Here is a 26,027-nt window from a genome sequence, read left to right on the forward strand (position 1 = left end):
GAATCCAGCATTCCTATAGCCGCTCAACGCCTGACGCCGACACCCACGCAACCCTGTTGCATTTGCGTGGCAGCCTCCCTGTCGCGCGTCTGGCCAAGCTCTGACGAGAGGAAAATCCGCCATGACCAATGCTTCCCATCCTGCGTTCAATGCGTACCGCAACGGCACATCGGCTGCGTTGCAATGGCTCGTCCAACAGCAGCAATGGCGCGAGCAGGCGGCCAGCCTGCTGCAACGCCGCATGGCGCGCGACCGTGTTGCGCTGGAGGCCACGCTTGAATCGCTGCGTAGTGCGCAGAGCTGGAGCGATTTTGGCGCCGCAAGCCAGACGGTCTGGCGCGACTATCTGGTCGCAAGCGCGGCGCTATGGCAGGAAAATACCGCTGCCACCGTGCAGGCGACGGGCGTCTGGGCCAATGCCGCGCGCGACCTGATGCAGCAATGGCAGGACACGTTGGCCAGCCTGCAACCTGGGGCGGCGGCCGCAACGGGCGAGGTCGGCGCCGCGCAGCCCATGCGCGAGTGGATGGCAGCCTTCCAGCGCGCGATGTCGGCGGCCAGCGGAGCATTCGACACGCAAGCCCACGCGCAGGGAGGCCAGCATGGCCGCTGAACGGATCGCCTTTATCACCGGCGGCATGGGTGGCCTGGGCGCGGCGATCAGCCGGCGCCTGGCCGATGCAGGCATGACCGTGGTGCTGTCCTGCTCGAAGGGCAACGACCGCATGGCCGCGTGGCTCGAAGCGGAGCGCGCGGCGGGGCGGCATTTCAGCGCGTATGCGATGGACGTGGCCGACTTCGACGCCTGCCAGGATGTCGCCACGCGCGTGCTGGCCGACCTGGGCCGTGTCGACGTGCTGGTGAACAACGCGGGCATTACCTGCGACCGCAGCTTCGTCAAGATGTCGAAGGCCGATTGGGACAGTGTGATGCGCACCAACCTCGACTCGATCTTCAACGTGACCAAGCCCTTTGTGGCCGGCATGATCGAACGCGGCTTCGGGCGCGTCGTGAATATCGGCTCGGTCAATGGCTCGCGTGGCGCTTACGGGCAGGCGAATTACTCGGCGGCCAAAGCCGGGCTGCATGGTTTCACGAAGGCGCTGGCGCTCGAAGTGGCGAAGAAGGGCGTGACGGTGAACACCGTGTCGCCCGGCTACCTGGCCACGCAGATGGTCGAGGCCGTTCCTGCCGACGTGATGCAGCAGCGTATCCTGCCGCAGATTCCCGTGGGGCGTTTGGGCAAGCCTGAGGAAGTGGCCGCGCTGGTCGCATTCCTGTGCTCGGACGACGCGGGTTTCATCACCGGCGCGGATATCGCGGTCAACGGTGGTATGCATATGCACTAATTGCGGGGCTTGCGGCGCAGTGGCTGCAAGCCTGACGCAATTCATCAGGAATCCGATCTTTATATCTGCGCGCAACAATCGCGCGCTCGCGCCCATTTCCGGGTATCCCATCGACACGAAATCTTCGTGTCGAGTCACGTCGATTTCACGCAACTCACCATTCCCGTTGGCGCAATGATGCTGTGGTAACGCGATGAAACACGACTGTAGCGAAACTGTACGTTTTGCCCGCTATGCTGGGCAGTACGGTGAGATCCGAACAGGAGAGAAACGATGCTCAGTCATCACGAACTGGCGGCGCTGCTGCTGATTCGCGACGCTAACGCGCCGCTCCAGACATTCGACGCCGATTTCATGGCGCTCGCGCGCTACCAGCTCGTCGAAATGGATGCCGACGATAGCGGCCGTGCGCTGCGCCTGACGACGCGCGGCCAGGAATTATTGCGGCGGCTTACGCACGACAGTCCGTACGGCCGGTCGGGGCAGGGCGCGAACTGACCGGGGTTGCAAGGCAGCGCGCGTTTGTTTTCCTGTCAAGTACCCGACATTCAGCGCTACGCTCGTTACAAACGTGTAACTAATTGTCGAGCACTCTGCGATACAGTTCCGGCTCTGGTTTTAATCCACTGCTGTTTTGTCCGAGAGCCTGTCCATGAAAGCCGTTGTCAAGCCGTTCGCCCGTCTGTCCGCCCTGATGCTTTGCGCCGCACTGGCCGCACCGCTGGTCGCGGTCGCCGCGCCGTATCACCACGAAGTCTGCCACGTCGAGCATCACAATCATCACGCTGTGCGCGTTTGCCACCGCGCGCATTGATATGCGCTGATTGGCGCAACAATAAAAAATGCCGCATTTTGATGCGGCATTTTTTATTGACTCAATAGTTAGTCATCCATACGTTTTCCAGGCGTCATTGCGATCCTGGGCGGCGTGAGCAGGGCCTCACGCTACAGCCGCCAGCCTCAGCGCCATGCGCGACTCAGTTGCCAGGACGTCCGCCGCCGCCACCGCCGCCAGGCGGGCGATTTCCGCCACCGCCACCCCCTCCGCCGCCTGGTCGGCCACCCTGGCCCGGTGGCCGCGCTCCGCTATTGCCAGGCGGTCGCGCGCCACCTTGGCCCGGCGGCCTTGCGCCGCCCTGGCCGGGCGGACGCGCGCCATTGTTGCCAGGCGGGCGGTGCTGGTTGCCGTTGCCTGCGCCCGGGCGATTGCCGTGGTTGCCATGATTGCCGCCGGGCGGACGCGCGCCATGCGAAGGCGGCCTGAGCGCGGGCGGCGGCCCAGGCCGTGGCCCGGGATGGCGGTTCCAGCGGCTTTGATTGCCGTACCAGGGCCGGTCGCGGTAGTAGCTGCCCCAATAAGCGCCCAGCGAGAACGTGAGGATCGGCAGGCCGATGGTCGCGCCGTAGTTCATCAGCGGCACGCGTGCGCCCTGGTACGGATACGAAAGATAGCCGCCATAAACCCAGCCGCGCAGGCCGGGCAGGCTCACGTCGCACCAGCTATAGCCGGCCACGCAGCCCATCACGGACAGCGAGACGCCGCCTGGCACCTGGGCCACGACGGGATAGTCGCCCGCTGGCCCCGCGTAGAGATTGACGGTCGTGCTGGTGAACGCCTGGCTTTGTGCGAGCGCTGGCACCGGCGCCGCGAGCATCGCGGCCAGACCGGCGAACACCGCACCGACGAGCTGCTTGCGCATCGCTGCTCCTCCGTGGTTGAACTGCCTGGTGATTATTATTGCGATATCAACCGTAAGGTAGCAGATAAGTGTTTTTCGCCGCGGCTGCGCATGTTACGGATCATTTCGCCGAATCTCGACGGAGCACGGGATATTTCAGGATTGGAGAATCGACAGGCGCGCGAAGCCGTGTCACACGCGAAAAAGCTTGTTGTGCAAGAATCGCGGCTCGGCGTTCATGCGCGACGTATCGCATGACAGCGTCGAATGGAACGAGAAAGATCAGAAAGAAAGACAGAAAGACCAGGAGCAGACAATTGATTCAACGTATCGCGGGATTCTTCACGGGCGTGGTGCACCGGTTTTTGCCGGATCCGCTCATCTTCGCCATTCTCTTGACCGTCGTGACCTTCGTGCTGGCGTTCGCGCTGACGCCGCAGCCTCCCGAAGCGCTCATCATGATGTGGGGTTCGGGTTTCTGGAACCTGCTTGCGTTCGCGATGCAGATGGTGCTGATTCTCGTCACCGGTCACGCGCTGGCCAGTTCGGCGCCGGTCAAGCGCCTTCTCGTGGCGCTCGCAAGCTGTGCGCGCACGCCGGGGCAGGGCGTGATGCTGGTGGCCTTCGTGGGCGCGGTCGCGTGCGCCATCAACTGGGGCTTCGGCCTTGTGCTGGGCGCCATGTTCTCGCGCGAAGTGGCGCGTCGCGTGCGCGGCGCCGACTACCGGCTGCTGGTCGCGGCCGCGTATATGGGCTTTCTGACGTGGCACGGCGGACTGTCGGGATCGGTGCCGCTGGTCGCGGCCACCAAAGGCAACCCGATGGAAAAGACCATCGGCCTGATTCCCGTTTCGCACACCATTTTTACGGGCTATAACGCGTTCATCACCATCGCGCTGATCGTGCTGCTGCCGATTCTCGTGCGCCTGATGATGCCCAAACCCGAAGACGTGGTGTCGGTCGATCCCGCGTTGCTCGAAGATCCGCCCACCGTCGAGCGCAAGCTCGGCCCCGACGCGACCTTCGCCGAGCGCATCGAAGAAAGCCGTGCGCTCTCGCTGCTGGTCGCGGCGCTGTGCGCGGTGTTTCTCGGCATTCGCTTTCACACCAAGGGTTTCGCGCTCGACATCGACACCGTGAACCTGGTGTTCCTCGCGGCGGGCCTGGTGCTCCACAAGACGCCGATGGCCTATGCGCGCGCCGTCGCGGGCGCGGCCCGGGGTGCGTCGGGCATCATGATCCAGTTCCCGTTCTATGCGGGCATCCAGGCGCTGATGGATCACTCGGGCCTTGCGGGCGTCATCACGAAATGGTTCGTCGATATCGCCAATGTGCATACGTTCCCGCTGCTCGCGTTCCTGAGTTCCGCGGTCATCAACTTCGCCGTGCCTTCGGGCGGCGGCCACTGGGTCGTGCAGGGGCCGTTCGTCATGCCCGCCGCGCAGGCGCTGGGCGCGGATCTTGGCAAGTCGGCGATGGCGATTGCCTACGGCGAGGCGTGGACGAACATGGCGCAGCCGTTCTGGGCGCTGCCCGCACTTGCGATCGCGGGCCTTGGCGTGCGCGACATCATGGGTTATTGCGTGACCACGTTGCTGTTTTCGGGTGTGGTGTTCATCGCCGGGCTTTATCTGTTCTGACCAGGTGCCATAGCGGCGCTATCGATGACGCCGCTTTTTCAGCAGATAGTCGCGCAATACGATCGCGTGATTGCGTTCGGCGTCGCGCGAGCCGTAGAGCAGCGTGATCGGCCCGGCGCGACTGGCCTCGACGAGCGGCGCCCACGCATCGTGCCTGGCGTCCAGTTCGGCCAGATAGCGCCGCTCGAATTCTTCCCAGTGCGCCGGATCGTTCTCGCTGGCGTGAAACCACTGACGCAGCGCCGTGCCCGGCGCGACGTCCTTGGCCCACGTCACGCCCGCGAGCTTTTCCTTGCTGATCCCGCGCGGCCATAACCGATCCACCAGAAAGCACCTTTGGCCATCTTCGGGCAACGGCTCGTAGACGCGCTGAAGCGCGATCTTCGCTTCGCTCATGTTCGAAGTCTCCTTTTTTGAATGCTTGCGGGCGCAACGACCATCGCTGCGGCCACGCGCTCGCGCAGCGCGGGCAGCACGTCCTGCTCGAACCACGGATGATGCTTGAACCAGCCCTGGTTGCGCGGCGAGGGATGCGGCAGCGGCACGATGGCCGGCCCGTATTCCCGCCACGCCGCGACGGTTCCGGTGAGCGTGGCTTTGCGCCGCTCGCCCAGCACGTAGCGCTGCGCGTACAGGCCGACCAGCAGCGTCAATTGCACGTTGGGCAGCAGCGCGAAAAGGCGCGTGTGCCAGAGGGCCGCGCATTCGGGGCGCGGCGGGTTGTCGCCGCTGCCGCCGCGGCCGGGATAGCAGAAACCCATCGGCACGAGGGCGACGCGCGCGGCGTCGTAGAAGACGTCCGCGTCGATGCCCAGCCACGAACGCAGCCGCTTGCCGCTGGCGTCGTCCCACGCAATGCCGCTCGCATGCACTTTCGCGCCCGGCGCTTGGCCGACGATCAGGAGGCGCGAACTCGCACTGGCCTGCAGCACCGGGCGCGGGCCAAGCGGCAGCGCGTCCGCACACGCCCGGCAGGCGCGGATTTCGGTGAGCAGACGAGGGAGCAAGCGGGCGGTCGACACAGCAGCGGACGATTGGCCGCGATGGCGGCGAGGCGAAGGCGGGAGGCCCAGTCTATCAAACGCGGCGCGCAGCGCAGCGATGCCACGCGCGCGAGCCGTATTCGGGTTTTCCTGTAACCTCGCGGCTGGTCTAAGGCACACCCGCTCACTCGCCCACGGAGCCGCCATGCCCGCCGCACGCGACACGACGTCTTGCGCAATCCGTCTTGCCTCGCCATCGCCATCGACATCGGCCGAGGTGCAGCGATGAGCGGGGGTGCGCTGGCGCTCGGCCTCATGGGCATGCTGGCGAGCCTCGCGCTGCTGATCTGGCTCGCGTACCGGGGCTGGAGCGTGCTGCTGCTCGCGCCGCTGTGCGCAATGCTGGCCGCGCTGATCTCCGGCGAGCCGACGCTCGCGCACTGGACGCAGACTTTCATGCCCGCGACGGGCCGCTTTCTCGCGCAGTTTTTCCCGCTGTTTCTGCTCGGCTCGCTGTTCGGCAAGCTGATGGAGGACAGCGGCTCGGTGGATGCCGTCGCGCAGTTCATGATCGATCGCCTGGGCACGCGTCACGCGCTGGCCGCTGTCGTGCTCGGCGGCGCGCTCGTGACCTACGGCGGCGTGAGCCTGTTCGTGGCGTTTTTCGTGCTCGCGCCGATGGCGCAGGCGCTGTTCCGTTCTGCCGATATCCCGCGCCGCCTGATGCCCGCTGCGATCATGCTGGGCACCGCGACGTTCACGATGTCGGCGCTGCCCGGCACGCCCGCGCTGCAAAACGCCATCCCCATGCCGTTCTTCGGCACCACGCCGTTTGCCGCGCCGGGCCTCGGCATTGTCGCGACAATCGTGATGGCGGGCTTCGGCCTGTGGTGGCTCGGCCGCGCAGCGGCGGCGGCGCGCCGCAACGGCGAAGGTTTCGTCGAGCCCGCAGGCGGCGGCGCCGACGACGACACGCGCGGCAAGTCCCCGCTCGTGCGCGAACGCGCGAACGTGGCACAGACCTTCGATCCCGCTGAAATCGACAACGGTGCGGACGCAACGGATTACGCGGGCGCGCCGCCGCCCTGGGTCGCGCTCGCGCCACTCGCGGTCGTGGTGGCGATGAACTTCGTGATGAACGTCGTGGTGTTTCCGCGCATCGACGCCACCTATCTCGCCGAACCGCGCTGGGGCGCGACGACGCTGCACGCGGTCTCGGGCGTGTGGGGCGTTTCGGTGGCGCTGGCGCTGGGCATTGCCGTGCTCGTCGCGCTCAACCGCGCTCGCCTGGGCGCGCTGCGCGAGAGCGTCGATGCGGGCGCGAACGCCGCCGTCTTGCCGGTGCTGAGCGTCGGCAGCCTCGTGGGCTACGGCGCGGTGATTGCCGCGCTGCCCGCGTTCGAAGCCGTGCGCGACTGGGTGCTCGGCATCGGCGGCGGGCCGCTCGTCTCGCTCGCGGTGGCGACCAACCTGCTCGCGGGACTTACGGGTTCGGCGTCGGGCGGCCTCACGATCGCGCTCGACGCGCTGGGGGGCACCTATATGCAACTGGCTGCGCAACATCACATCGATCCCGCGCTGCTGCACCGCGTGGCCGTGATGTCGTCGGGCACGCTCGACAGCCTGCCGCACAACGGCGCGGTCGTGACGCTGCTGGCCGTGTGCGGATCGACGCATCGCGAGAGCTACCGCGATCTCGTCGTCGTGAGCATCCTGGGCGCGATCCTCGCGCTCGCCGTCGTGATCGTGCTGGGAACGCTGTTCGGCAGTTTCTGACGTGCGTTTGGCACGGTGCGTTCCCCATTCGGCCGATAGACGCGCGTGCCGATCCGGTTCACACTGCGCGCATCGCATCAAGACGAAAAACATATGGAACTGCGCCAGCTTCGCTATTTTCTGGCCGTGGCGGAACATCTGCATTTCAGCGAGGCCGCGCGCGTACTCGGCATTGCACAGCCGCCCCTGAGCCAGCAGATCCTCAAGCTCGAAAAAGAAGTGGGCACGCGCCTGTTCGTGCGCCATTCGCGTCATGTCGAACTGACCGAAACGGGCAGGCTCTTTCGCGAACGCGCACTGCGTATCGTCGAAGACGCCGATCTTGCGCTCGCCGAGGCACAGAACGCCGGACGCGGCGAAACCGGGCGGCTCAACCTGGGCTTTGCGGGTTCGACGGTGTTTCACCCGCTCGTGGCCACGCTGCTGCAACGCTATCGCACGGCGTATCCGGGCGTAGCGATCGGCTGCGAGGAGAGCAATAGTTCCGTGCTGCTCGAACGCGTAAGCGAGGCCCGCGTGGATGCGGCATTCGTGCGCCTGCCGCTCGATTGCCGTGGGCTGGAAACGCAACCGCTCGTCGAGGAGGACGTGCTGGCCGTGCTGCCGCCGCGTCATCGGCTCGCGCGCCGCCGCAGCCTCGACCTGGCCGATCTCGCGGGCGATCCGCTGATCCTGTTCCCGCGCCCGATCGGCCCCGATCTCTACGATTCGATCATCAGCGCGTGCCGCGCGTCGGGCTTCAATCCCGTCATCAGCATGGAGTCGCCGCAGATTTCATCGACCGTCAATATGGCGGCGGCGGGCTTCGGCGTCACGCTGATTCCTTCGTCGATGCGGCAGATCCAGGCCAAAGGCGTCACGTATCACGCGCTCAAGGGCGGCTCGCTGCATACGACCATTGCGCTCGTGCATCGGCCACGCGAACGCGCGCCGACGGTGCAGAACTTCGTGCGGATCCTGCGCGATACGGCACGCCACGCCCAACAGGACTAAGCGCAGCGGACTTCGCCAATTGATATCTTTTTCGTCTTGATTGGCGCAAACGCGGTATTGGACGCGTGACGGTGCGACAAATTATCCTAGCTGCATTCGCATCTGCTATCTCCTGGAGCCGTTCGCATGTCCACCGTCCCCCAGCGCCCCGTCCCCGCCAGCACGGCACGGCGCGAAGGGCGAGCCCCGCTCGTCGCCTCGCTGCAATCCATCGTCGGTCGTCAATATGTGCTCACCGGCGACGAGGCCACGCGCCGGTATCGCAAGGGCTTTCGCTTCGGCGAAGGCAAGGTGGCCGCCGTGGTGCGCCCCGGCTCGCTGGTCGAGCAATGGAAGGTCTTGCAGGCTTGCGTCGCCGCGAACGCCATCGTGATATCGCAGGCTTCCAATACGGGCCTGACCGGCGGCTCCACGCCCGATGGCGACGACTACGACCGCGATGTCGTGATCGTGAGCATGACGCGCATGCGTACGGTCTATGTGATCGACGAGGGCAAGCAGGTCGTCTGCCTGCCGGGCGCGACGCTCGACCAACTGGAGCAGACGCTCAAGCCGCTCGGGCGCGAGCCGCATTCGGTGATCGGCTCGTCGTGCATCGGCGCGTCGGTGGTGGGCGGCATCTGCAATAACTCGGGCGGCGCGCTGGTGCGACGCGGCCCGGCTTATACGGAGATGACCGTCTACGCGCAGGTGAATGCGCAAGGCGAACTCAGCCTCGTCAATCATCTGGGGATCGCGCTGGGCGAGACGCCCGAGCAGATTCTGGCGAGCCTGGATCGCGGCGAATTGCCCGTAGCCGATATCCGTCACGATGCGGGCGCGGCCTCCGACCGCCATTACGCCGACCACGTGCGCGACGTGGACGCCGCCACGCCCGCGCGCTACAACGCCGATCCGCTGCGCCTGCACGAAGCGTCGGGATCGGCGGGCAAGGTGATGGTGTTCGCGGTGCGGCTCGACACGTTTCCCATCGAGCAGGGCGCGAAGGTGTTCTACATCGGCACCAACTCCACGTCTGAACTCACCGACGTGCGCCGTTACCTGCTAGGCGAACTGTCGAGCCTGCCCATCGCGGGCGAATACCTGCATCGAGACGCTTTCGATATCGCCGAGCGCTATGGCAAGGACATGTTCCTGCTGATCCAGCATCTGGGCACGCAGCGTCTTCCTGGCCTCTTTGCGCTCAAGAGCCGTTTCGATGCCTTTTTCGAGCGCTTTTCTTTCCTTCCGGCGCACCTGACCGACCGCGTGATGCAGGCGGTGAGCCATCTGTTTCCGAGCCATCTGCCGCCACGGCTCAAGGACTATCGCGAGCGCTACGAGCATCATCTGATGCTCAAGGTATCCGCCGATACCGCCGACGAAACGCGCGACTATCTCAAGCGCTATTTCGCGCAGGCCAGTGGCGACTTTTTCGAATGTACGGCGGAAGAGGGCACGAAAGCCTTTCTGCATCGTTTTGCCGCTGCCGGTGCGGCAGTGCGCTACCGCGCGGTGCACGGCGATGCCGTCGAGGATATCGTCGCACTCGATATCGCGCTGCGGCGTAACGATCGCGACTGGTTCGAGACGCTGCCCGAAGCCGTCGAGCGGCCCATCGCGATCAAGCTTTACTACGGGCATTTCCTTTGCCACGTGTTCCATCAGGACTACATCGTGCGCAAGGGCAACGATTGCCTCGCCCTTGAACACGAGATGTGGAAACTGCTGGACGCGCGCGGCGCCGAATATCCCGCCGAGCACAACGTCGGCCATCTCTATCACGCGAAGCCTGCGTTGAAGCAGTTTTACGAGCAGCTCGATCCGTGCAACTGTTTCAATCCGGGGATTGGGCAGACTTCGAAATTCGCGCATTATCGCGAGACTGCGCAGTAAAAGCAGGGCTAAAACGCAAAACGGCGGTGCATCGAAATGCACCGCCGTTTTGCTTTGCCATCCGACTTAACCCGCGTTGCTCACCGGCACCCAGCCATTTTGCGTGACGGCTTGCGCAAGCTGTTTGGCGATCGATTTCGCGAGCTTGCCTGCATCGGCGGAAACCGTGTCGTGCTTCGCTTCCGAAGCGCCGTGCACGCCTGCACCGGCAGCCGCCGACATCGCCACATGACCCGCTACCGCGCCCACGCCCGCCGTTTCGGCGACGCCGGGCATATGGCCGCTATCCGCGCTCGCCTGGAAAGTGACGAGCGTTTGCGGCGCGCCGTTGACCGGCACATACGACACAGCGATGGTCGCGCCCACTTCGCTCTTGCCAGCACCCAGGCCGATCAGCATGCGGCGGCGACGGCTGCCCGCGTCGATCTTGTCGATGCGGCCTTCCACGACGATGGCGGCGCGGCCTGCGGGAACCGGGCCATCCACACGCACGGCGGGCAGGCCCTGTTTCTGAAGCTGCGCGACGATATCGCCCGCGAGTTTTTCGCGTGCGGCCAGCGCGGCTTGCTGCTGTTGTTGCGCCGTCGATTCGCCGCTTGCCATCGACTTGAGCTTTTGCGCCATGCCGCTATCGAGCTGCACCAGCTCGGGCGAGATGTCGAATGCGGAAACGTAGATCACATCGGCTTGAACGTGCGGCAGCGGGCCTGCGGCTTGCAGCCCGTCGACCGCCGCCGATGCACAACCCGAAGTCAGCATCGAACCCGCAAGCAGCACAGCGCCTGCGAAGCGTTTGGTCTTGTTGATGAAAGCGTGAAGGAGCGTGGTCATGTCGAATCGCCTGACTGTCTTCGACACGTTCGCATCAATCAGGATGCCGAAATATCGAAGGGGGTTCATGAAAGCTGGCAGGGCGCTGCGCCTTTCGGCTGCGTGCGTCCTTCAGCACAGGCGTCAGTATGGGATCTGGCGCGCGCTTATGCCACACGCAAAGTATGTCGATCTATGTCACGGCCGCGGGGCCGCGCCAGGAAACGGGGCAGGGTCGAGCGAGAGCTTCACCACGGCTTCCAGGCCACCGCCTTCCCGGTCGAGGAAGGTTAGCGAACCTCCTTGCTGACGCGCGATTCTGTCGACGATAGCAAGGCCCAGGCCGGTGCCGCCCGAATGTCCGCGCGCGTTGCTGCCGCGGCTGAACGGCGACTTGAGGCGTTCGAGTTCTTCGGCGCGTATGCCGTGGCCGCGATCGCGCACCGCCACGCAGGCGAAGCCGTCCTCCTGCCACGTGCGGATCGACAGTCCGGTGCGTCCGTACACCACGGCGTTCTGCATCAGGTTCATCAGCAGGCGCATCACGGCCACCGGCCGGAACGCGAACACGGGCAGTGCGTTTTCCTCGAAATCGAATTCGTGCCCGAGCCCCGCAAAATCGGCGACCAGCTGGCCCGCGAGCGCGTTGAGGTCGCCGGGCTGCGGCGCTTCGCGCTCGCCGCTGCCCGCGTAGTCCATGAACTGCTGAAGAATCGTGTCGATGGTGTCGAGGTAGCTCTCGGTCGAGGCTACGAGGCTGTCGTTGGTGCCGCGCGGCAAGGCCATCGCGATCGCCAGGCGCAGCTTCGTGAGCGGCGTGCGGATATCGTGCGAGACGCCCGCGAGCATCAACGCGCGCGTCGCCTCGGCCTGGCGCAGCGCGTCGGTCATCTGGTTGAAGGCGCGGCTGACTTCGGCGATTTCGGTGGGGCCGTCGGTGGGCAGCGGTGCGGGCGTGTCGCCCGCGCTCACCCCGCGCGCCGCGTGGGCGAGCTCGGCGAGCGGCCGGTTCAGGTGCCGCTGGATCAGCCAGCCCGTGAGCGCCGCGAGCAGGGCGAGGCCAATCGACAGCACGATGGCCGTGGTGATGCCGCTCGCCTGCGCATCGGCGGTCATCGGCAGGGCGATCCAGACGGGCTCGCCCGCCGCATGCAGGCGAATCCAGAGCCGCGCCTGGTCTTCGCTCTCGTCGGCGGCGATTTCCCAGCGCACCGGCATGTCGGCGGGCAGGTGGCGCCGCAGCGCCTCAAGGAAAACATCGCGCTGCCAGGTGCGGAAAAAGCGCAGCGGATTCATCGCGGGCGCGATGACGCTCGACGCCGGGGCATCATGCTGTGCGTTCAGGCGCGCGGCGGCGGCGCGGCTTTCGGCGGGCGGCATGGAGACCAGCATGTCGTCGAGCACTTTGACGTAGTCGGAAAAGATGATCGAGGCGCGATCGATGCGCGGGCGCTGCACGAAATGCAGCAGCGCGCTGATCGAGCAGATCTGCGTGAGCGCGACGAGCGCCACCAGCAGCGCGATATTGCGCGAAAGCAGCGAGCGCGGCAGCCAGCTGCGCGCGGGCCGCAGTGCCGAACCGGCTGACGAAGGCGCTGGCGTCGCCATCAGGAATCGACGCCGGCCACCAGCATGTAGCCGATGCCCCAGACGGTCTTGATGAAACGCGGCTTGGCCGGGTCGTCTTCGACGATCTGGCGCAGGCGCAGGATCTGCACATCGACGCTGCGGTCGAGTGCGTTGTGGTCGCGTCCACGCGCGCGCGCGAGCAGGTTTTCGCGGCTCACGGCGCGATTGGGCGACGAGCCCAGCGCATGCAGCAACAGCATTTGCGCCGAATGCACGTCGATGGCCGCGCCGTCGCGCATGAGCGTCTGCTGGCCGACGTCGAAAACAAAATCGCCGAAACGCAGCCGCTGCGAGGTCACGGTCGGATCGCCCGAGGCCATTTTCTGGCGGCGCAGCAGCGCCTTGACGCGCGCGACCAGTTCGTCGGGCAGAAAAGGCTTGGCGAGGTAATCGTCGGCGCCGGTTTCGAGGCCGATGACCTTGTCCGCCGCATCGCCCTTGGCGGTGAGCATGAGGATAGGCAACGTGTGGCCTTCGGCGCGCAGGCGGCGGCACACGCTCAGGCCGTCTTCGGGCTCCATCATCAGGTCGAGCACGAGCAGGTCGTAAGGCTCGCGCTGCAACATGCGATCGAGGCGCTTGCCGTCCGCGACGGCGCGCACCTCGAAGCCGTGGCCGCTCAGGAAGCGTTGCAGCATGTTGCGCAGTTCGGCTTCGTCGTCCAGGACGATGATGCGGTTCGCCTGCTCCATGGCCGCCTCCAGTGGTGGTCGATGCAGATGGGGCGGGCCCCATCCGTCATTGTCGTTGCGCATTGCGCGATCATCGGCTCGCGGCGGCGCGCTCGCGCATGAAGTCCTCGATCTGCGCGAGCGTCACATAACCGGCGCGCTGGCTGTCGATGGCGTCGAAGTGCTGCGCCACCATCGGCATGCCGGCCTGCGCCTGTTCGCGCGTGAGCTTGCCGTCGTGCGTCGTGTTGGCCTGCGCAAAACGCGACTGCAATTGCGCGAGGGCCCGTGTCATGCGTTCGTTCGCGGCAGGCGAGGCGGACAGCACCGGCGCGCCGTTCGGCGCGGCGGGAAGGCCTTGCGCCGAAGCCGCTGCTGAAACGATACACAAAATCAGGGGGACGATCATCTTCTTCATGGTGTGCTCCGTAGGGTGGCCGGCATAGGGCGCCGGCCGGGTAGGGGAAACGAATCGAATCGACTGGGTTTTCAGGGTTAAAACGTGAGCGGATCGTGGGCCGCGTCAGGCCCAATGCGCGGGCACCCACACGCGGCCCATCCAATGGCCGGGCACGTAGACGGCGGCGCGCGGAGCGACATACACAGGGCGCGGCGCAATATAGACCGCACGCGGCAGCGGGCGCGCGACATACACGACTTTGGGCGCGGGCGGGGCGACGTAGACGACCTTGGGCGCGGGCGCGACGTATACCGTTTTCGGCGGCGGGGGCGGCACGTAGACGGCTTTGGGCGCGGGCGCGACATAGACGGTGGCCGTGGCGGGCGGCGGCGGGGGCGGCGTGACCACGACCGGCGCGGGCGCCGGGGCAGGAACTGCGCCAACCGCTACCGTCGCGCCGACGGCCACCGTGCTGCCGCCTGCCACGACCGTCGTGCCGCCCGTCGAGCCACCGGCCACCACCGTCGTGCCGTGCACAACCGTGCTGCCGCCCGAAGTCGTCACGACGCCCGGCGCGACACGCGTGGCGCTGCCCGAGTGCGTGTAGGTGCCCCCATCCGTCCCCGTGACCGTGCCGGAGCGCGAGCAGGTCGAACCAGCGCAATTCGTCGAAGCGTTGTGGCTCACGCTGTTGCCGTTGGCCGCCGTAACCGTGCCGGTCGAGTTGTACTGCCCCGGCGCGGTGCGCGTCACGCTGCCCGAGGTGGAAGCGCTGCGGCCGTCCTCGCCGGTCATCGTGCCGGTGTGCGAGCAGGTGCCGCCCGCGCAACTCGTGTCGCCCGAGTGCTCGACCGAGCGTCCGTTCGGGCCGACTGCCGTGCCGCTGTTCGAGAACTGGCCCGGCGCGGTGCGTGTGACCGTGCCGGTGTTGGTGGCGACGCCGCCCCAGGGGCCCACTACGCCACCGGCATGCGAGCAGCTGCCGCCGCCGCACGAACCGGCATGTGCGCCGTTATAAGTGCCGTGCGGCGTGTAGGCGGTGCCGTGTCCAGACCAGCCCGCGAAAGCAGGAGCGCTGGCGAGCGCGATGAGCGTGGCGGCGACGAGATGGAGCGATTTCATCAGAGATCCTTGCGAGTCGGGTGAGAGCGGGCGGTTCGGTTCAGGGCACGTTGCAGGGCTTGGTCTGGCGTGTCAGCGGAACGAACTATAGGGCGGCCCCCGGCGCGAGTCGCGCTCAAAACCATGTCGCGGTGTTACATACGGGCGGCCGGTTTGTGCGTCTGGCCCGTGTTTAAAAGGCTCGCGGCGCGTGCGGTTTGCACGGCAGCGGCGCACATGACACATCGCGACATACTTTGCGCGTGGTGTTGCGCGCGATGCGGCTCTACAGTGCCGTTCATCCGACGCGACGGCCGCTTGATTACGACGACGCGTCCCCTCCCGACAGCACAACGGCGCCTCCAACGCTCATCGTCATCATGCTCACTACTGGAAAACTCGCGTACTACGTCACGCTCTTCATCGTCGCGGCCTCGCTGGTCGAAGCGGCCTGGCTCACGTTCAAGCAACGCCGCGCCGGCGAAGCGAAATTCGACTGGTACGAAGTCTGGCTTTCGCTCGCCGATCTCGCCGGACGAAAACTGTTCGCCCTCCTGCCGATCTCGCTCGCCGCGCCGATCTTCCATTTCGCGTGGGAACACCGTCTTTTCACGCTCTCGATCGACAATCTCACGCTGGCGTTCTTCGTCTTTCTCGGCCAGGAGTTCTGCTACTACTGGTATCACCGCGCCTCGCACCGCATGCGTGTCTTCTGGGCGACGCACGCGGTGCATCATTCGCCTAACCAGCTCACGTTGTCTTCCGCGTATCGGCTCGGCTGGACGGGCAAAATCGCCGGCCCCGCGATGTTCTTCGCGCCGCTCGTCTGGCTCGGCGTGCGTCCGGAAGTGATGCTCGCGATCCTCTCGTTCAACCTGCTCTATCAGTTCTGGCTGCACAACACGTGGATGCCAAAGCTCGGCTGGCTGGAGTACGTGTTCAATACGCCGTCCGCGCATCGCGTGCATCATGCGTCGAACGTCGATTACCTCGATGCGAACTACGGCGGCGTGCTGATCGTGTTCGACCGGCTGTTTGGCACCTATGTGGCCGAGCGCGCCGACGAACCGTGCCGCTACGGTCTCGTTACGCCGACGCGATCGCGCAATCCGCTCGTCGTCGAATTCGAGCATTGGGTGAGCCTCGTGCGCGACGTCGCCGCGGCGCCGAATGTGTGGACGGCCGTGCGCCACGTGATCCTGCCGCCGGGCTGGACAGCCGACGGCAACGGCGAGACCACCGAGGAACTGCGCAAACGCAGTCTCGCGGCGGTGCGAACCGATGCTTGAATCGATTGCCGCAAAGATTGCCGTGAGGATTGCCGTAAATCGCGGCCTCGGCTAACGTGGCGGCCTGCGGCGGCTAGCTGGACTGAAGCCGCCGCGACGTTTTCGAACTTTCCGTCCGATCCGGACGACTTACTCGCACACAGCAGGCAAACAGGATGGATAACTCAGTGAACGGCAAGACGGTGGCGATCACCGGCGGCTTCGGCAGCCTGGGACTGGCGACGGCGCAGTTTCTCGTATCGCGCGGGGCACGCGTGGCGCTGATCGGCCGCGGCGTCGCGCCCGCCGCCGATGCGTTGCCCGCGACGCTCAAGGACGCGGTGTGCCTGGGCGGCATCGACCTGGTGGACGCCGATGCAGCACGCGCCGCGCTGGCAAGTGCCGCCGAAGCGCTCGGCGGCCTTGACGCACTGGTCAATATTGCGGGGGCATTCCGCTGGGAAACGATCGCCGACGGCGACGCACGCACCTGGGACTTGATGTTCGACCTGAACGTGAAGACGGCGCTGAATGCGTCGAAGGCGGCGTTGCCCGCACTCGTCGCACGCGGCGCGGGCCGCATCGTCAACATCGGCGCGGGCGCCGGTCAGAAGGCGGGGCTGGGGATGGGCGCGTATTCGGCGTCGAAGGCGGGCGTGGCCCGCCTCACCGAAGCGCTGGCCGAAGAACTCAAGGACAAGGGCGTGACGGTTAACGCGATTCTGCCGAGCATCATCGACACCCCGCAGAATCGCGCCGATATGCCCGACGCCGACTTCACGCGCTGGGTGCAGGGCGATGAAATCGCCTCGGTGATTGCATTCCTGATTTCATCGGACGCACGCGCTGTGACAGGAGCCGCGATTGCGGTGAACGGCCGCGTTTGAGTGGTCTATCTAAAGCGTTGCTTTAAAGCGGGAGCTCGGGTCTAGCGCCCGTGCCCGCCACTGCTGCCGTGGCCTCCCGCACTTTGCCAGGTGCCGCCGCCGCCGTGCCAGCCACCGTGGCCGCCATGCCACCCGCCGCCACGCCAGCCACGGTAGCAGCATCCACCGCCCCAGTACGCAAAGCCGAAACTCGGCCCGTAATAATAGTCAGGATAATAGCCATAGCCGTACGGGTATCCATAAGCATAGGGATAGTCGTAGGCGGAACCGTAATAGCCCGGATAACCGGGGTAAGGGGCGACGGCGCAGCCCGCAAGCGCGGCGGCCGCCCCTAATGCGCAGACGAAACGGAACACGATATTCTCCCCTTCGATACTCCTTTGGCAACGCGGGGCGGGGTCGGGTTCACGAGGAATTGTGTCCGCGAATTACTGTCTTTCACGACCTGATTGTCAGGAAGGCGAAAGATTTCTTGGGCTGCCAAAAAACAGCCGGTCGAGCACCAGCACCGCGACAATCGTTGCACCCATCAGCGGAAAAATCACGGCCAGGACTGCAAGTCCGGTTTTCCATGCGCGCATCGGCGGGGCCGCGCGCTCGCGCGACGGCGCGCCCACCGTGCGCGTGGGACGGCGCAACCACCACATTACAAAACCGGTCACGGCGAGGGCGGCCAGGCCCAGCGAAATCGCCGTGCAGATCAACTGGTTCGCGAGCCCGAAATAGCGGCCCATGTGCAACGACGTGCCATACGAAATGACCTGCGAAACCGCGCCGTAATCGCCATAGCGAATATCCTTTAGCACCTTGCCGCTGTATTGGTCGATATAAACCGTGCGCTCCTTTTGCGGATCCGATGGGAAATACGACACCGTATAGACGCCGGTAGGCGTCGCGGGCAAGGCGATGTCGTAGCCGCTTTCCACGCCGAGCGCACGCATGCTCGCGACCACTTGATCGAGCGTGAAGCGCGCGGGCGCGGGTTTCGCCGCATCGGGCGATTGCGGCACGTGCATCGCGCCAACCGCCCACGGCACGTTAGGCAAGGGCAGGTCGTCCATCACCATGCCGGGCATCGACGACATATCGTGGCCCGCGTGCTCGGAGCGATCCGGGCTCGCGGTCTGCGCGCCAGGCTGCGAATCTGGCTGTGACCCAGGCTGTGAACCAGGCAGCGCCGATTTCAGCGGCAGGCCGCCGCCCCATGCGCCGCGCGGCGCGCCTGCATTCACGCGCGTTGCCAGCGCCTTGAACTGCTTGCCCCACGAACCCGTCCACGGCAATCCACTGACGACAAACGCGAGCGCGCCCACCGCGAGCCAGATGCCGATGACGCTGTGCAGGCTCTTCCAGAAGGGCCGGCCCTGCACGCCCAGGCGCGGCCAGAGCGCCGCGCGCAGCAACGCCCCCTTGTTGCCGGGCGTGGAACGCGGCCACCAGAGCGCCACGCCCGTGCCGATCATCACGAGCGTCCAGCAAGCCGCGAGCTCCATCAGCAACTCGCCGGGCTTGCCGAGCAGCAACTTGCGATGGAGCATGCGATCCACCTGCATGAAGCGCCCATCGACGTCGAGCGTGCCTAGCACCTCGCCGGAATACGGATTCAGATAGACGCTTTCCTTGCTGCCATTCGCGAGCGCGAACACGAATTCGGCGCTGCGCGCGGGATTCGCTTCGATATGCGCGCGGATCGCTTTGGCATCGGTTGGCAGGGACGCTCGTGCGCGCGCGAGCAGCGTGTCGGCAGGCAGGCGCGGCGCATCCTGCGGCGTCACGACAAGACGATGCGGATAAAGCAATGGCTCGATCTGCGGCTGAAAACAGTAGATCGTTCCCGTAATCGCCAGCACGACCAGAAACGGCATGACGAAAAGGCCGGCGTAGAAATGCCAGCGCCAAAGCGTGCGATAGCCGGGATGGACGGCGCCGGCAGCGCGTGCGGTGCGCGTGCCGGAAGCAGGCAGCGTAGCGGACATCGGAGGCTCCTGAGGGTCAGTCTGCTTGAAATGAAAATGCGAGCGATCGCTCATATGCCGATCTTCGCTTCGACATAGAACGTGCGGCCCGGATAGGGGTGATAGACGAAGTAACGCGCGTCGAACAGGTTGTCGACACCCACGCCGATTTCGCTCTTTTTCGTGGGCCGGTAGGTGTACTTCACATCGGCGACCGTATAGGTGCTGGTGCCGCCGAACACGTTGGGATTCGTGTCGGTGTTGGTGAGCGTGTTGTACTGGCGTCCCGAATAGCGTGCCGCGAGCGTGAGCGCGTTGTGTGCATCGAAGCGATAGGTCGCGACCGCATTCACGCGCCACAACGGAATGCGATAAAAGTACTTGCCGACGCTGGCCGGGTTCTGCGCGTTTTCCAGGATCTTCGATTGCGTGTAGGCCACGCTCGCCGTGAGATCGAGGCCGCGCAGCATCACGTCTTCGCCTTGATAGCTCGTTTCCACGCCACGCGACCGCACCTTGCCGATGTTCTGGAAGTTGGTGACGTTCGGGATGACCGTGGTATCGGTCTGGCTGAAGATCGTGTTTTTGACGTCGTCCTGGAACAGCGTAAAGCGGAAGATGCCGTTCCAGTGCGCCCATTCCGCCGTGAGTTCCTTCGAGAGATCGTCTTCGGCCTTCAGGTTGGGGTTGTTGTTGACGATCGACGAACCGTTAATCTGCCCCTGGAACAATTCGCCGACGGTCGGAAAACGGTACGCGCGCGCCACGGAGGCGCGCAGCGTGAGATCGTCGGTGACGTCGAAGGAAAGCGAAGCCTTTGGCGAGAAGTGGCGGTCGCCCACGCCTGCATACGGCACGGTCGATGCGCCGAGCGCCTGGTAGCCGTCGTAGGCGTGCCAGTCTTCGTAGCGCACGCCATAGACGAGCTTCCAGCGCGGCAGGAAACGCCACGCGTCCTGGGCGTAGAAGCCCTGCGTTTCGGTCTTTCCCGCGAACGCGTTGGCGAAACTGCCAGCGGGGCCGTCGCGCCATGCGAGCGTGTTGTACGTGCGGTTATCGACGGTGTAGTTGTCGTAGTGATAGCCGAAGGTCAGCCAGTGCGCGCCGAGGCCCGCATCGGGGCGCGCGGGCGTCCATGTGGCCTTGAGATCGAGCGTCTTCCATGCGGTGCCGTCGCCAAGCGTCATCGTCCCCGCGCCATTGCCAGGGCCGCCCGAACTCGCGGTGCGCGCGACGCTGTTGCTCACATCGTAGTACGAAGCAATGGCCTCGCCGTTCCAGCCGGTCGCCTGGTGCGTGCGCAGGTTCACGCCGTAGAGCCAGTTCTCGCTCCAGCCACGGCTTGGCGCCATTGCAGCAGCGGGAACGGTGTATTCGTATCCGCCGATGTTGACCTTGCCGCTGTAGACGGGGTTGCCGTTGTCGTCGTAGAGGAACGTCGAAGTCTGGCTATCGTAGGTCTGGTGCCAGTAGCCGAGCGTGAAGCCGCCCTGTACGGTAGGCGTGAAGTCGTATTGCGTGCGCAGCTTGAACTGATCCTGCACCGTGTGCTCGATGCCTTCGCCATTCACGCCCAGCACGACGGTGCGCGCGTTTGTCTGGTTGTTGTAGAAGTACCCGCCATGCACGGGCGTGTCGCCCGCTTTTGCTGGCGTAGTGGATTGCGCAAGCGTCGCGAATTGCAGCGGTTGACTCGTGTTTTCCAGATGATTGACGCCCAGCAGCCAGGAGAACTTGCCGATGCGGTCGCCAATCGACGCGCTCATTTCGCTGCCGTTGAAATTCTGGTTCACGCCATAAAGGCTGAAATGCTGCGTGAACGCTTTCACGTCGGCGTTGGCCTCGAATTTCGAGGGCATGCGCGTGGTGATGAGCACCGTCGCGCCCAGCGAATTGCCCGGATAGAGCGCTGAATAGGGCCCGTAAATCACGTCAACCTGCTGGATCTGATCGGGGAACACCATCGACCAGCGCGGCGGAAACGCATAGCTGTTGCCGAGCAGATTCGAGAGCAGCAGGCCATCGGAATACACGAGTCCGCGCGCGCTCTGCGTATTGCTCGTGCCGCGCACGGCGATGATCGAGTTCAGGTCGCCGACGAAGCGCTTGCGCACCGCGAGATTCGGCAGGTACTTGAGCACGTCCTCGGTGTTGACGACGTTCCAGTTGTTGAATTGCGCGGGCGTCACGGTCTCGACCGTGGCGGGCAGGTTCGGGTCGACGGCGGGCGTGGGCGCGCCTTTTGAGCCGCTATTCGACGCGCTGACGCTGACCGTGGGCAGCGTTGTCGTGGTCGTATCGGCATCGGCGGCGTGGGCCGATGCGGTGGCGAATGCCGCAGCGACGGCGGCTGCGATAGGGGTTGCGAAAGCGGCTGCAACAGGAGTTGCAAGAGCGGCAAGCAGGGACGAGCGCAAGCGCGCGCCGCGCGGGGCGGGCGTGAACATGTAGAGGGTTTCCCAGAGCGATAGAGATGCGGCCGCACGCGCCTGCCGGGCAGGCGAGCGCGTTACTCGCGTGCGTCTTTATCCGCCTGAGCCTTTGAAAAGACGAGCGCACACGCGCGCCATCGAAGGCACGGCAAGGCGCGATCGCAGGCGATCAGGCGATACAGGCAGACAAGACGCAAACGTGCGGCCGATGAAGCTGCTATCAAGCAACGTCAAGCGACGTCAGGCAACGACGGGAGGGGCGCGTGGACGGCCCGAAGGGAAGGCCCCGAAAGGCGTATGGCGGGTGGAAAGCGGCGCGATGCGATCGACGGCAGCCACGAGCGCGCGTTGCGGCTCAGGCACCGCGACGCCGGGCATCGCAACATGGTGTTCGAGCAGGTTGCAGTAACCGCAGGCACCAAACGCATCGTCGTGCGAAAGATGCTGGGCCGGGGAGGCAGGCTGGAGCGCCGAGCAGAGCGCGGCGGTCGGTTCGTGCGCGTGATGCGCGGCAATCAACTGACTCGCGAGCGGCGCAAGCACGATGAGCCACATGGCAACGAGGCCAAGCCATGCGGTCAACAGAATGTGCTTGCGTAGTTTCATATTGGAATGAGCGATTGCGCGGCGCAGTCTACCATGTTGCGCGCGCATTGCGCACCCGGCCCCGCATGCTGAAGGTGGTCATAAGCAGTCCCATATTGAATCCCTCGCACGATGCGCGGGACACGAAAGACGCTTGAAACAGGGGCTTTCGAACTATTCCGATGGTTCGTCGGGAATACGCGCGCGATCATAACGGACGTGTGAAACCGAACAACAGTGAGGGCCGCTCAAGTCGCGGCACGCGATTATGTCCGTTTTTCCTTTACGTCCGTCGCCCAGCCTGCGCTGGCTGACACGCACCGCCGAACCTTGTGAGCAGCGCCTTGCGCATCGCGCGTGTGACAGTACGCCGCACGCACATGTGCCGCTCGCACGCGGCAGCGGTATCGATACGACGCGCTGTGGACTGGAATTGCCCGATGCGTTCGCGCTGAAACTCGGCGCGCGAACGCATGCCACGCCGCGCAATCCCGTGCTGTGTCCGTTAGCGGACAGTGCGTTGCGTCAGTGGTGCGTGCGTCTGCAAAACGATGCGTGCCCCACGCGTGCCGACGGCTGCGCGGACGCTCACACGGAAGATTGACTCGCGGCCTGCTCGCGCAACACTTCCAGTTCCTCTGCGACGGCTTGCGACAGTTCTGCTACGTCCTCTGTCCACGCGTCGCTTTCGCGCAGCGTCGCGCGCAATTCGAGGGTGGCCTCGTAGAGCATCGAAGGGCCCAGCACGGCAAGGCCACCCGACACGCGATGCGCCCAGTCGCGCAGCCGCTCGATATCGCGCGTGGACGCGATGCGCGCGTAGTCGGCGATATCGTGATCGGCCTGCTCGATGAATAGCGGTGCAATCGGCGGCGCAAGCGCGGGAAAGCGGGGCACTTCGGCCTCGTCGCCCGCTACGGCATCGGAGTGGGCGAGCGGCGGTCGCTCAGCCTGAATCTGCGCCGAAATATCGGCCAGCACGCGCGCGAGTGCGGCCAGCGGCACGGGCTTGCTCAGATAGTCGGTGAAGCCGGATTGGCGACCCTGGGCGATCTGCTCGGGCAAGGCATTGCCGCTCACGGCGTAGACCGGCAGCGCACCGTGTTTCGCGCGCGCGGCATGCAGCAGTTCCAGGCCATTCATGCGGGGCATGTTGAGATCGGTAATGACGGCATCGACGCGCGTTTCGTCGAGCCGTGTGAGGGCTTCTTCGCCATCTTTCGCTTCGATCACATTCGCGCCTAGCGTGCGCAACTGGTCGCGCAGCAAACTGCGATTGAGGAGGTTGTCTTCGGCGATCAGGATTTTCAGGCGCTGGAATTCGCTGGCTTGCTGCGGTGGCTGCGCTGCCGGGGCGGCGGCCACGGTCGGCGCGTCAATATCGGCATCGGGCTGCCCGTGCAGCATCTGCGTGGCGGTGCGAATCCCCGCGAGGTTATACAGGCTCACTTCCACGCTGCCGTCCTCACGCGCGAGCGGCACGAGCGGGCCATCCTGGCGCAACCACACGACGTTCGCCGTGCCGCCCCACAGCCGCCGGACATCGTCGATCGAATATTCGCCCGTCACCAGCAGATAATCGAGCGCGCTCTCGCCGGGCGATATTTGCGCCGCAGACAGATCCGTCAACGTACTGGCTTTGCTGTCGAAGAGATTCGTGAGCCACTCGCGATTTTCGGGCGCGCGGCACAGGATCGCCGGGCGCATAGCAGGCAGCGTCCACTCCTCACCGGCCGTTTTGCCCGCGTCGGGCTGGAGCGGCAGGGTGACGATCACGCGCGTGCCCACGCCCAGTGTGCTCTCTACCTCGCAGCGCCCGTGCATGAGTCTCGCGAGACGCCCGCAGATCGACAGCCCGAGACCGGTGCCGCGCGCCTCGGTGAGGCGATGGGCGTCGCCTTGCGTGAACGGCTGAAAAAGCCGCGCCTTGAGCGAGTCCGGCATGCCGACGCCCGAATCGGCCACGCTGATTTCCAGTGCATCGTCGAACCACTTGGCGCGCAGCACGATCTTGCCCGACTGCGTGAACTTGAACGCATTGCTCAGCAGGTTGTTGACGATCTGCGCGAGCCGCACGGGATCAAATTGCAGGCGCGCGGGAATCGCGCGATCGATCACCAGGTACAAGGGCAGTTGCTGCCGCACGGCGAGCGGCGCGTGCGCCAGGGCGATGCGAACCAGCAGCGCGGCAATCGATTCGGATTCCTCTGAAAGCGTCATGGCGCCGACATCGATCTTCGAAAAATCGAGCACGTCGCTCACGATCTGCAACAACTCGGACGCCGAAACCTGCATCGCCTGGACGCGTGCCTCCTGCTCCGGCACGAGCGCGCCACGCGCCAGCAGTTCGATGTTGCCGGTGAGCGAGGCGAGCGGCGTGCGAATTTCATGGCTCATCGCGGCAAAGAAGCTGACCTTGCTGCGCGCGGCTTCGTCGCTGGTGCGCTTGGCTTCGCGCAGCAGGCGTTCGGCTTCGTAGTGTTTCGACATATCGGCGAAGGCGCAAAACATCACGTCCTCGCGCCGCATGGTCGCTGGCGCGAAGGTGATATCCAGGTGCACGCTCTGGCCATCCTCGCGCGTGAGCGAGAAGGGCAGGTCGTAGATCGGCATGTCGTCGCCGGCGGGCGGCGCATAGGGCATGCGCTTCTCGAATTCGACGCACAGCGCGCTGGGCAGGCGAGTGGCGTGTGCGTCGAGGCCCAGCACGTTGCGCACGATCTGGTTCGCAATGACGATCTCGAAGTTGCGCTGGCGCACGATGCACAGGCCAACCGGCGTCGCATGCACGAGCAGGTGGTTGAGCAGTTCGCCTTCGAGCGCGCGCGACGCTTCGGCATAGGTGCGCTCCAGCACGTGGCGATTCCAGTAGCGCGCGAGCGCGGCGAGCAGCGCCAGCAGCGCGAGCGTCATCAACGCGATCACCGCAAGCGGCACGCGCATCAGTTCGAGCTGCGTGCGCCACGAAATCGCCAGCGTGTAGTGACCGAATTCCGATTCGAGCGGCGGCCCGCGCATCACCCAGCCAAAGCGCGGCAACAGATGGAAGTGGCCTCGCGCCAGAGCGGCTGCTTCGCGATCGATGAACTGCGCGGCGTCTGCGGGCAGCGGGCCAGCGAGCAGCGTGCCGTCACGATCGAACAGCATGGGCGCGGCATCGACGTCGTCATCGCTACCGCCGGCGTTGCCAGCGTCGGGCGTGCGTGGCAACTCGCCGAGATCGACGGCGGTGAGCGCGATCGCCGACGGCTTGCCGTCCTTAAGCACCGTGGCCGCGCCCAGCACGATCGTCGGCGCAAAGCCCAGCGCGGCAGGCGGCTTGAACCAGGTCACCTTGTCCCAGCGCGCCGCACCGAGCGGATCGATGCCGCGTGCGCTCATGCGCAGCAGCACGGCGTCCGCCAGCATGCGCGCCTGATCGGAGCCGCTTTGGCGGCTCGTGTCGCCCGAACTGCGCGCACTGGGCATGAGCCGGTAGCTCCAGGCCGCGCTGCCGTCGAGCAGCACGAACAGCATCCCCGAATGCGGCCCGACCGCTGAGGCCATCTGCACCGCGCGGTCGCACAGCGTGCGCAGCTCGGGCGACGCGGCGAGCCCCTCGAAGGCCGGCGTGCAGACGGGCGGCGGCAGGGGCTGGACGGGCTGCGCCAGCGGCAACAGTTCGAGTTCGTGCAGTTCCAGCAGCAGGCGCACCCCTTCGAGCATATTGAAGCGCCGCACCAGGAGTTCGTTGGTCTGCGCGGTCAGGGTTCCCATCTGCGTGGCCTGAGTCGCGAGCGACGCCGCGCCGATGCTGAACACCGCCACGCTCGCCGCGCAAAGCCCCGCGAACGCCAGCAGCGCGATCAGCATGCCGAACACGCGCCGCTCGCGCTTCAGGTTGCGTTCAAGCGTCTTGAGCGCATTGAGCGGCGAAGCGAGCGAGGCGATACGCCGTTCCATTATGCGAATCCGTGTTCGCTCGCGTAGCGGATGAGGTCGGCGTTCAGGGGAA

General features: G+C 65.5%; 23 protein-coding genes. 10 read left to right on the forward strand and 13 right to left on the reverse strand.

Annotated features, from left to right (window positions below; all coding sequences use genetic code 11):
* Positions 1–121 precede the first annotated feature (121 nt).
* The 4 genes from BBA01S_RS03195 (at position 122) to BBA01S_RS47490 (ending at position 2,163) form a co-directional block, all read left to right on the forward strand.
* Positions 122–613 (forward strand): hypothetical protein, encoded by a 492-nt coding sequence (locus BBA01S_RS03195; RefSeq protein WP_027815158.1) that lies wholly within the window; start codon positions 122–124, stop codon positions 611–613.
* Positions 603–1,349 (forward strand): acetoacetyl-CoA reductase, encoded by a 747-nt coding sequence (gene phbB / locus BBA01S_RS03200; RefSeq protein ID WP_027815159.1) that lies wholly within the window; start codon positions 603–605, stop codon positions 1,347–1,349. Before BBA01S_RS03195 ends, phbB begins: the two co-directional genes overlap by 11 nt.
* A 273-nt stretch (positions 1,350–1,622) precedes the next feature.
* Entirely contained in the window at positions 1,623–1,847 is a 225-nt protein-coding gene (locus tag BBA01S_RS03205) for a hypothetical protein (protein ID WP_027815160.1), read from the forward strand.
* Between the two features lie 154 nt (positions 1,848–2,001).
* The gene (locus BBA01S_RS47490; RefSeq protein WP_167335999.1) at positions 2,002–2,163 is read left to right on the forward strand and encodes a hypothetical protein; all 162 of its coding nucleotides are present in this window, start codon (positions 2,002–2,004) and stop codon (positions 2,161–2,163) included.
* A 163-nt stretch (positions 2,164–2,326) separates the two neighbouring features.
* Here BBA01S_RS47490 and BBA01S_RS39890 read toward each other — a convergent pair whose 3' ends face one another.
* Positions 2,327–3,049, reverse strand: coding sequence for an SH3 domain-containing protein (locus BBA01S_RS39890; RefSeq protein ID WP_042295847.1), 723 nt, complete (start codon positions 3,047–3,049; stop codon positions 2,327–2,329).
* 296 nt (positions 3,050–3,345) lie between these two features.
* On the opposite strand from BBA01S_RS39890, the gene BBA01S_RS03220 reads away from it, so the two are divergent.
* Complete coding sequence (locus BBA01S_RS03220) at positions 3,346–4,668, forward strand: TIGR00366 family protein (protein ID WP_027815161.1); 1,323 nt, start codon at positions 3,346–3,348, stop codon at positions 4,666–4,668.
* Positions 4,669–4,686: 18 nt separating this feature from the next.
* On the opposite strand, the gene BBA01S_RS03225 is transcribed toward BBA01S_RS03220, so the two are convergent.
* Positions 4,687–5,064 carry a DUF488 domain-containing protein gene (locus tag BBA01S_RS03225; protein ID WP_027815162.1) on the reverse strand — a complete coding sequence of 126 codons (378 nt, stop codon included), beginning with the start codon at positions 5,062–5,064 and terminating at the stop codon, positions 4,687–4,689.
* Entirely contained in the window at positions 5,061–5,675 is a 615-nt protein-coding gene (locus BBA01S_RS03230) for a uracil-DNA glycosylase family protein (protein ID WP_322787807.1), read from the reverse strand. The genes BBA01S_RS03225 and BBA01S_RS03230 overlap by 4 nt, the downstream gene beginning before the upstream one ends.
* 261 nt (positions 5,676–5,936) lie before the next feature.
* Between BBA01S_RS03230 and BBA01S_RS03235 the strand changes: the two genes are divergently transcribed.
* The 3 genes from BBA01S_RS03235 to dld all read left to right on the forward strand — a co-directional run bounded on the left by BBA01S_RS03235 (position 5,937) and on the right by dld (position 10,295).
* A complete protein-coding gene (locus BBA01S_RS03235; protein ID WP_027815164.1) occupies positions 5,937–7,427 on the forward strand; it encodes a GntP family permease in 1,491 nt (496 codons plus the stop codon).
* A 93-nt stretch (positions 7,428–7,520) separates the two neighbouring features.
* Positions 7,521–8,420, forward strand: a complete 900-nt coding sequence (locus tag BBA01S_RS03240; RefSeq protein ID WP_027815165.1) for a LysR family transcriptional regulator — start codon at positions 7,521–7,523, stop codon at positions 8,418–8,420.
* Between the two features lie 126 nt (positions 8,421–8,546).
* Positions 8,547–10,295: a D-lactate dehydrogenase gene (gene dld / locus BBA01S_RS03245; RefSeq protein WP_027815166.1), complete on the forward strand. Its 1,749-nt coding sequence runs from the start codon at positions 8,547–8,549 to the stop codon at positions 10,293–10,295.
* Between the two features lie 66 nt (positions 10,296–10,361).
* On the opposite strand, the gene BBA01S_RS03250 is transcribed toward dld, so the two are convergent.
* The 5 genes from BBA01S_RS03250 to BBA01S_RS03270 all read right to left on the reverse strand — a co-directional run bounded on the left by BBA01S_RS03250 (position 10,362) and on the right by BBA01S_RS03270 (position 14,927).
* Complete coding sequence (locus BBA01S_RS03250; protein WP_027815167.1) at positions 10,362–11,126, reverse strand: DUF4410 domain-containing protein; 765 nt, start codon at positions 11,124–11,126, stop codon at positions 10,362–10,364.
* Between the two features lie 177 nt (positions 11,127–11,303).
* On the reverse strand, positions 11,304–12,713 hold the full coding sequence (locus BBA01S_RS03255) for an ATP-binding protein (RefSeq protein WP_042295850.1): 1,410 nt from the start codon (positions 12,711–12,713) through the stop codon (positions 11,304–11,306).
* Entirely contained in the window at positions 12,713–13,426 is a 714-nt protein-coding gene (locus tag BBA01S_RS03260; RefSeq protein ID WP_027815169.1) for a response regulator, read from the reverse strand. The genes BBA01S_RS03255 and BBA01S_RS03260 overlap by 1 nt, the downstream gene beginning before the upstream one ends.
* Before the next feature lie 70 nt (positions 13,427–13,496).
* A complete protein-coding gene (locus BBA01S_RS03265; RefSeq protein WP_027815170.1) occupies positions 13,497–13,823 on the reverse strand; it encodes an EF-hand domain-containing protein in 327 nt (108 codons plus the stop codon).
* Between the two features lie 105 nt (positions 13,824–13,928).
* Positions 13,929–14,927 carry a hypothetical protein gene (locus tag BBA01S_RS03270; protein ID WP_027815171.1) on the reverse strand — a complete coding sequence of 333 codons (999 nt, stop codon included), beginning with the start codon at positions 14,925–14,927 and terminating at the stop codon, positions 13,929–13,931.
* 359 nt (positions 14,928–15,286) lie between these two features.
* Between BBA01S_RS03270 and BBA01S_RS03275 the strand changes: the two genes are divergently transcribed.
* On the forward strand, positions 15,287–16,195 hold the full coding sequence (locus BBA01S_RS03275; RefSeq protein ID WP_027815172.1) for a sterol desaturase family protein: 909 nt from the start codon (positions 15,287–15,289) through the stop codon (positions 16,193–16,195).
* Positions 16,196–16,350: 155 nt separating this feature from the next.
* Positions 16,351–17,061 carry an SDR family NAD(P)-dependent oxidoreductase gene (locus BBA01S_RS03280; RefSeq protein ID WP_027815173.1) on the forward strand — a complete coding sequence of 237 codons (711 nt, stop codon included), beginning with the start codon at positions 16,351–16,353 and terminating at the stop codon, positions 17,059–17,061.
* A 41-nt stretch (positions 17,062–17,102) separates the two neighbouring features.
* Here the strand turns inward: BBA01S_RS03280 and BBA01S_RS45710 are convergent, their stop codons facing one another.
* The 5 genes from BBA01S_RS45710 to BBA01S_RS03310 form a co-directional block, all read right to left on the reverse strand.
* On the reverse strand, positions 17,103–17,417 hold the full coding sequence (locus BBA01S_RS45710) for a hypothetical protein (RefSeq protein WP_176569464.1): 315 nt from the start codon (positions 17,415–17,417) through the stop codon (positions 17,103–17,105).
* 96 nt (positions 17,418–17,513) lie between these two features.
* The gene (locus tag BBA01S_RS03290) at positions 17,514–19,037 is read right to left on the reverse strand and encodes a PepSY-associated TM helix domain-containing protein (protein WP_027815175.1); all 1,524 of its coding nucleotides are present in this window, start codon (positions 19,035–19,037) and stop codon (positions 17,514–17,516) included.
* A 50-nt stretch (positions 19,038–19,087) separates the two neighbouring features.
* A complete protein-coding gene (locus tag BBA01S_RS03295; RefSeq protein WP_084161778.1) occupies positions 19,088–21,463 on the reverse strand; it encodes a TonB-dependent receptor in 2,376 nt (791 codons plus the stop codon).
* Between the two features lie 225 nt (positions 21,464–21,688).
* Positions 21,689–22,054, reverse strand: a complete 366-nt coding sequence (locus BBA01S_RS03300; RefSeq protein ID WP_027815177.1) for a DUF2946 domain-containing protein — start codon at positions 22,052–22,054, stop codon at positions 21,689–21,691.
* A gap of 567 nt (positions 22,055–22,621) precedes the next feature.
* Positions 22,622–25,975 (reverse strand): ATP-binding protein, encoded by a 3,354-nt coding sequence (locus BBA01S_RS03310; RefSeq protein ID WP_027815179.1) that lies wholly within the window; start codon positions 25,973–25,975, stop codon positions 22,622–22,624.
* Between the last annotated feature and the right edge of the window lie 52 nt (positions 25,976–26,027).

Origin of the sequence: Paraburkholderia bannensis NBRC 103871 (assembly GCF_000685015.1) — a bacterium.
In the GTDB taxonomy this organism is placed as follows: Bacteria; Pseudomonadota; Gammaproteobacteria; order Burkholderiales; family Burkholderiaceae; genus Paraburkholderia; species Paraburkholderia bannensis.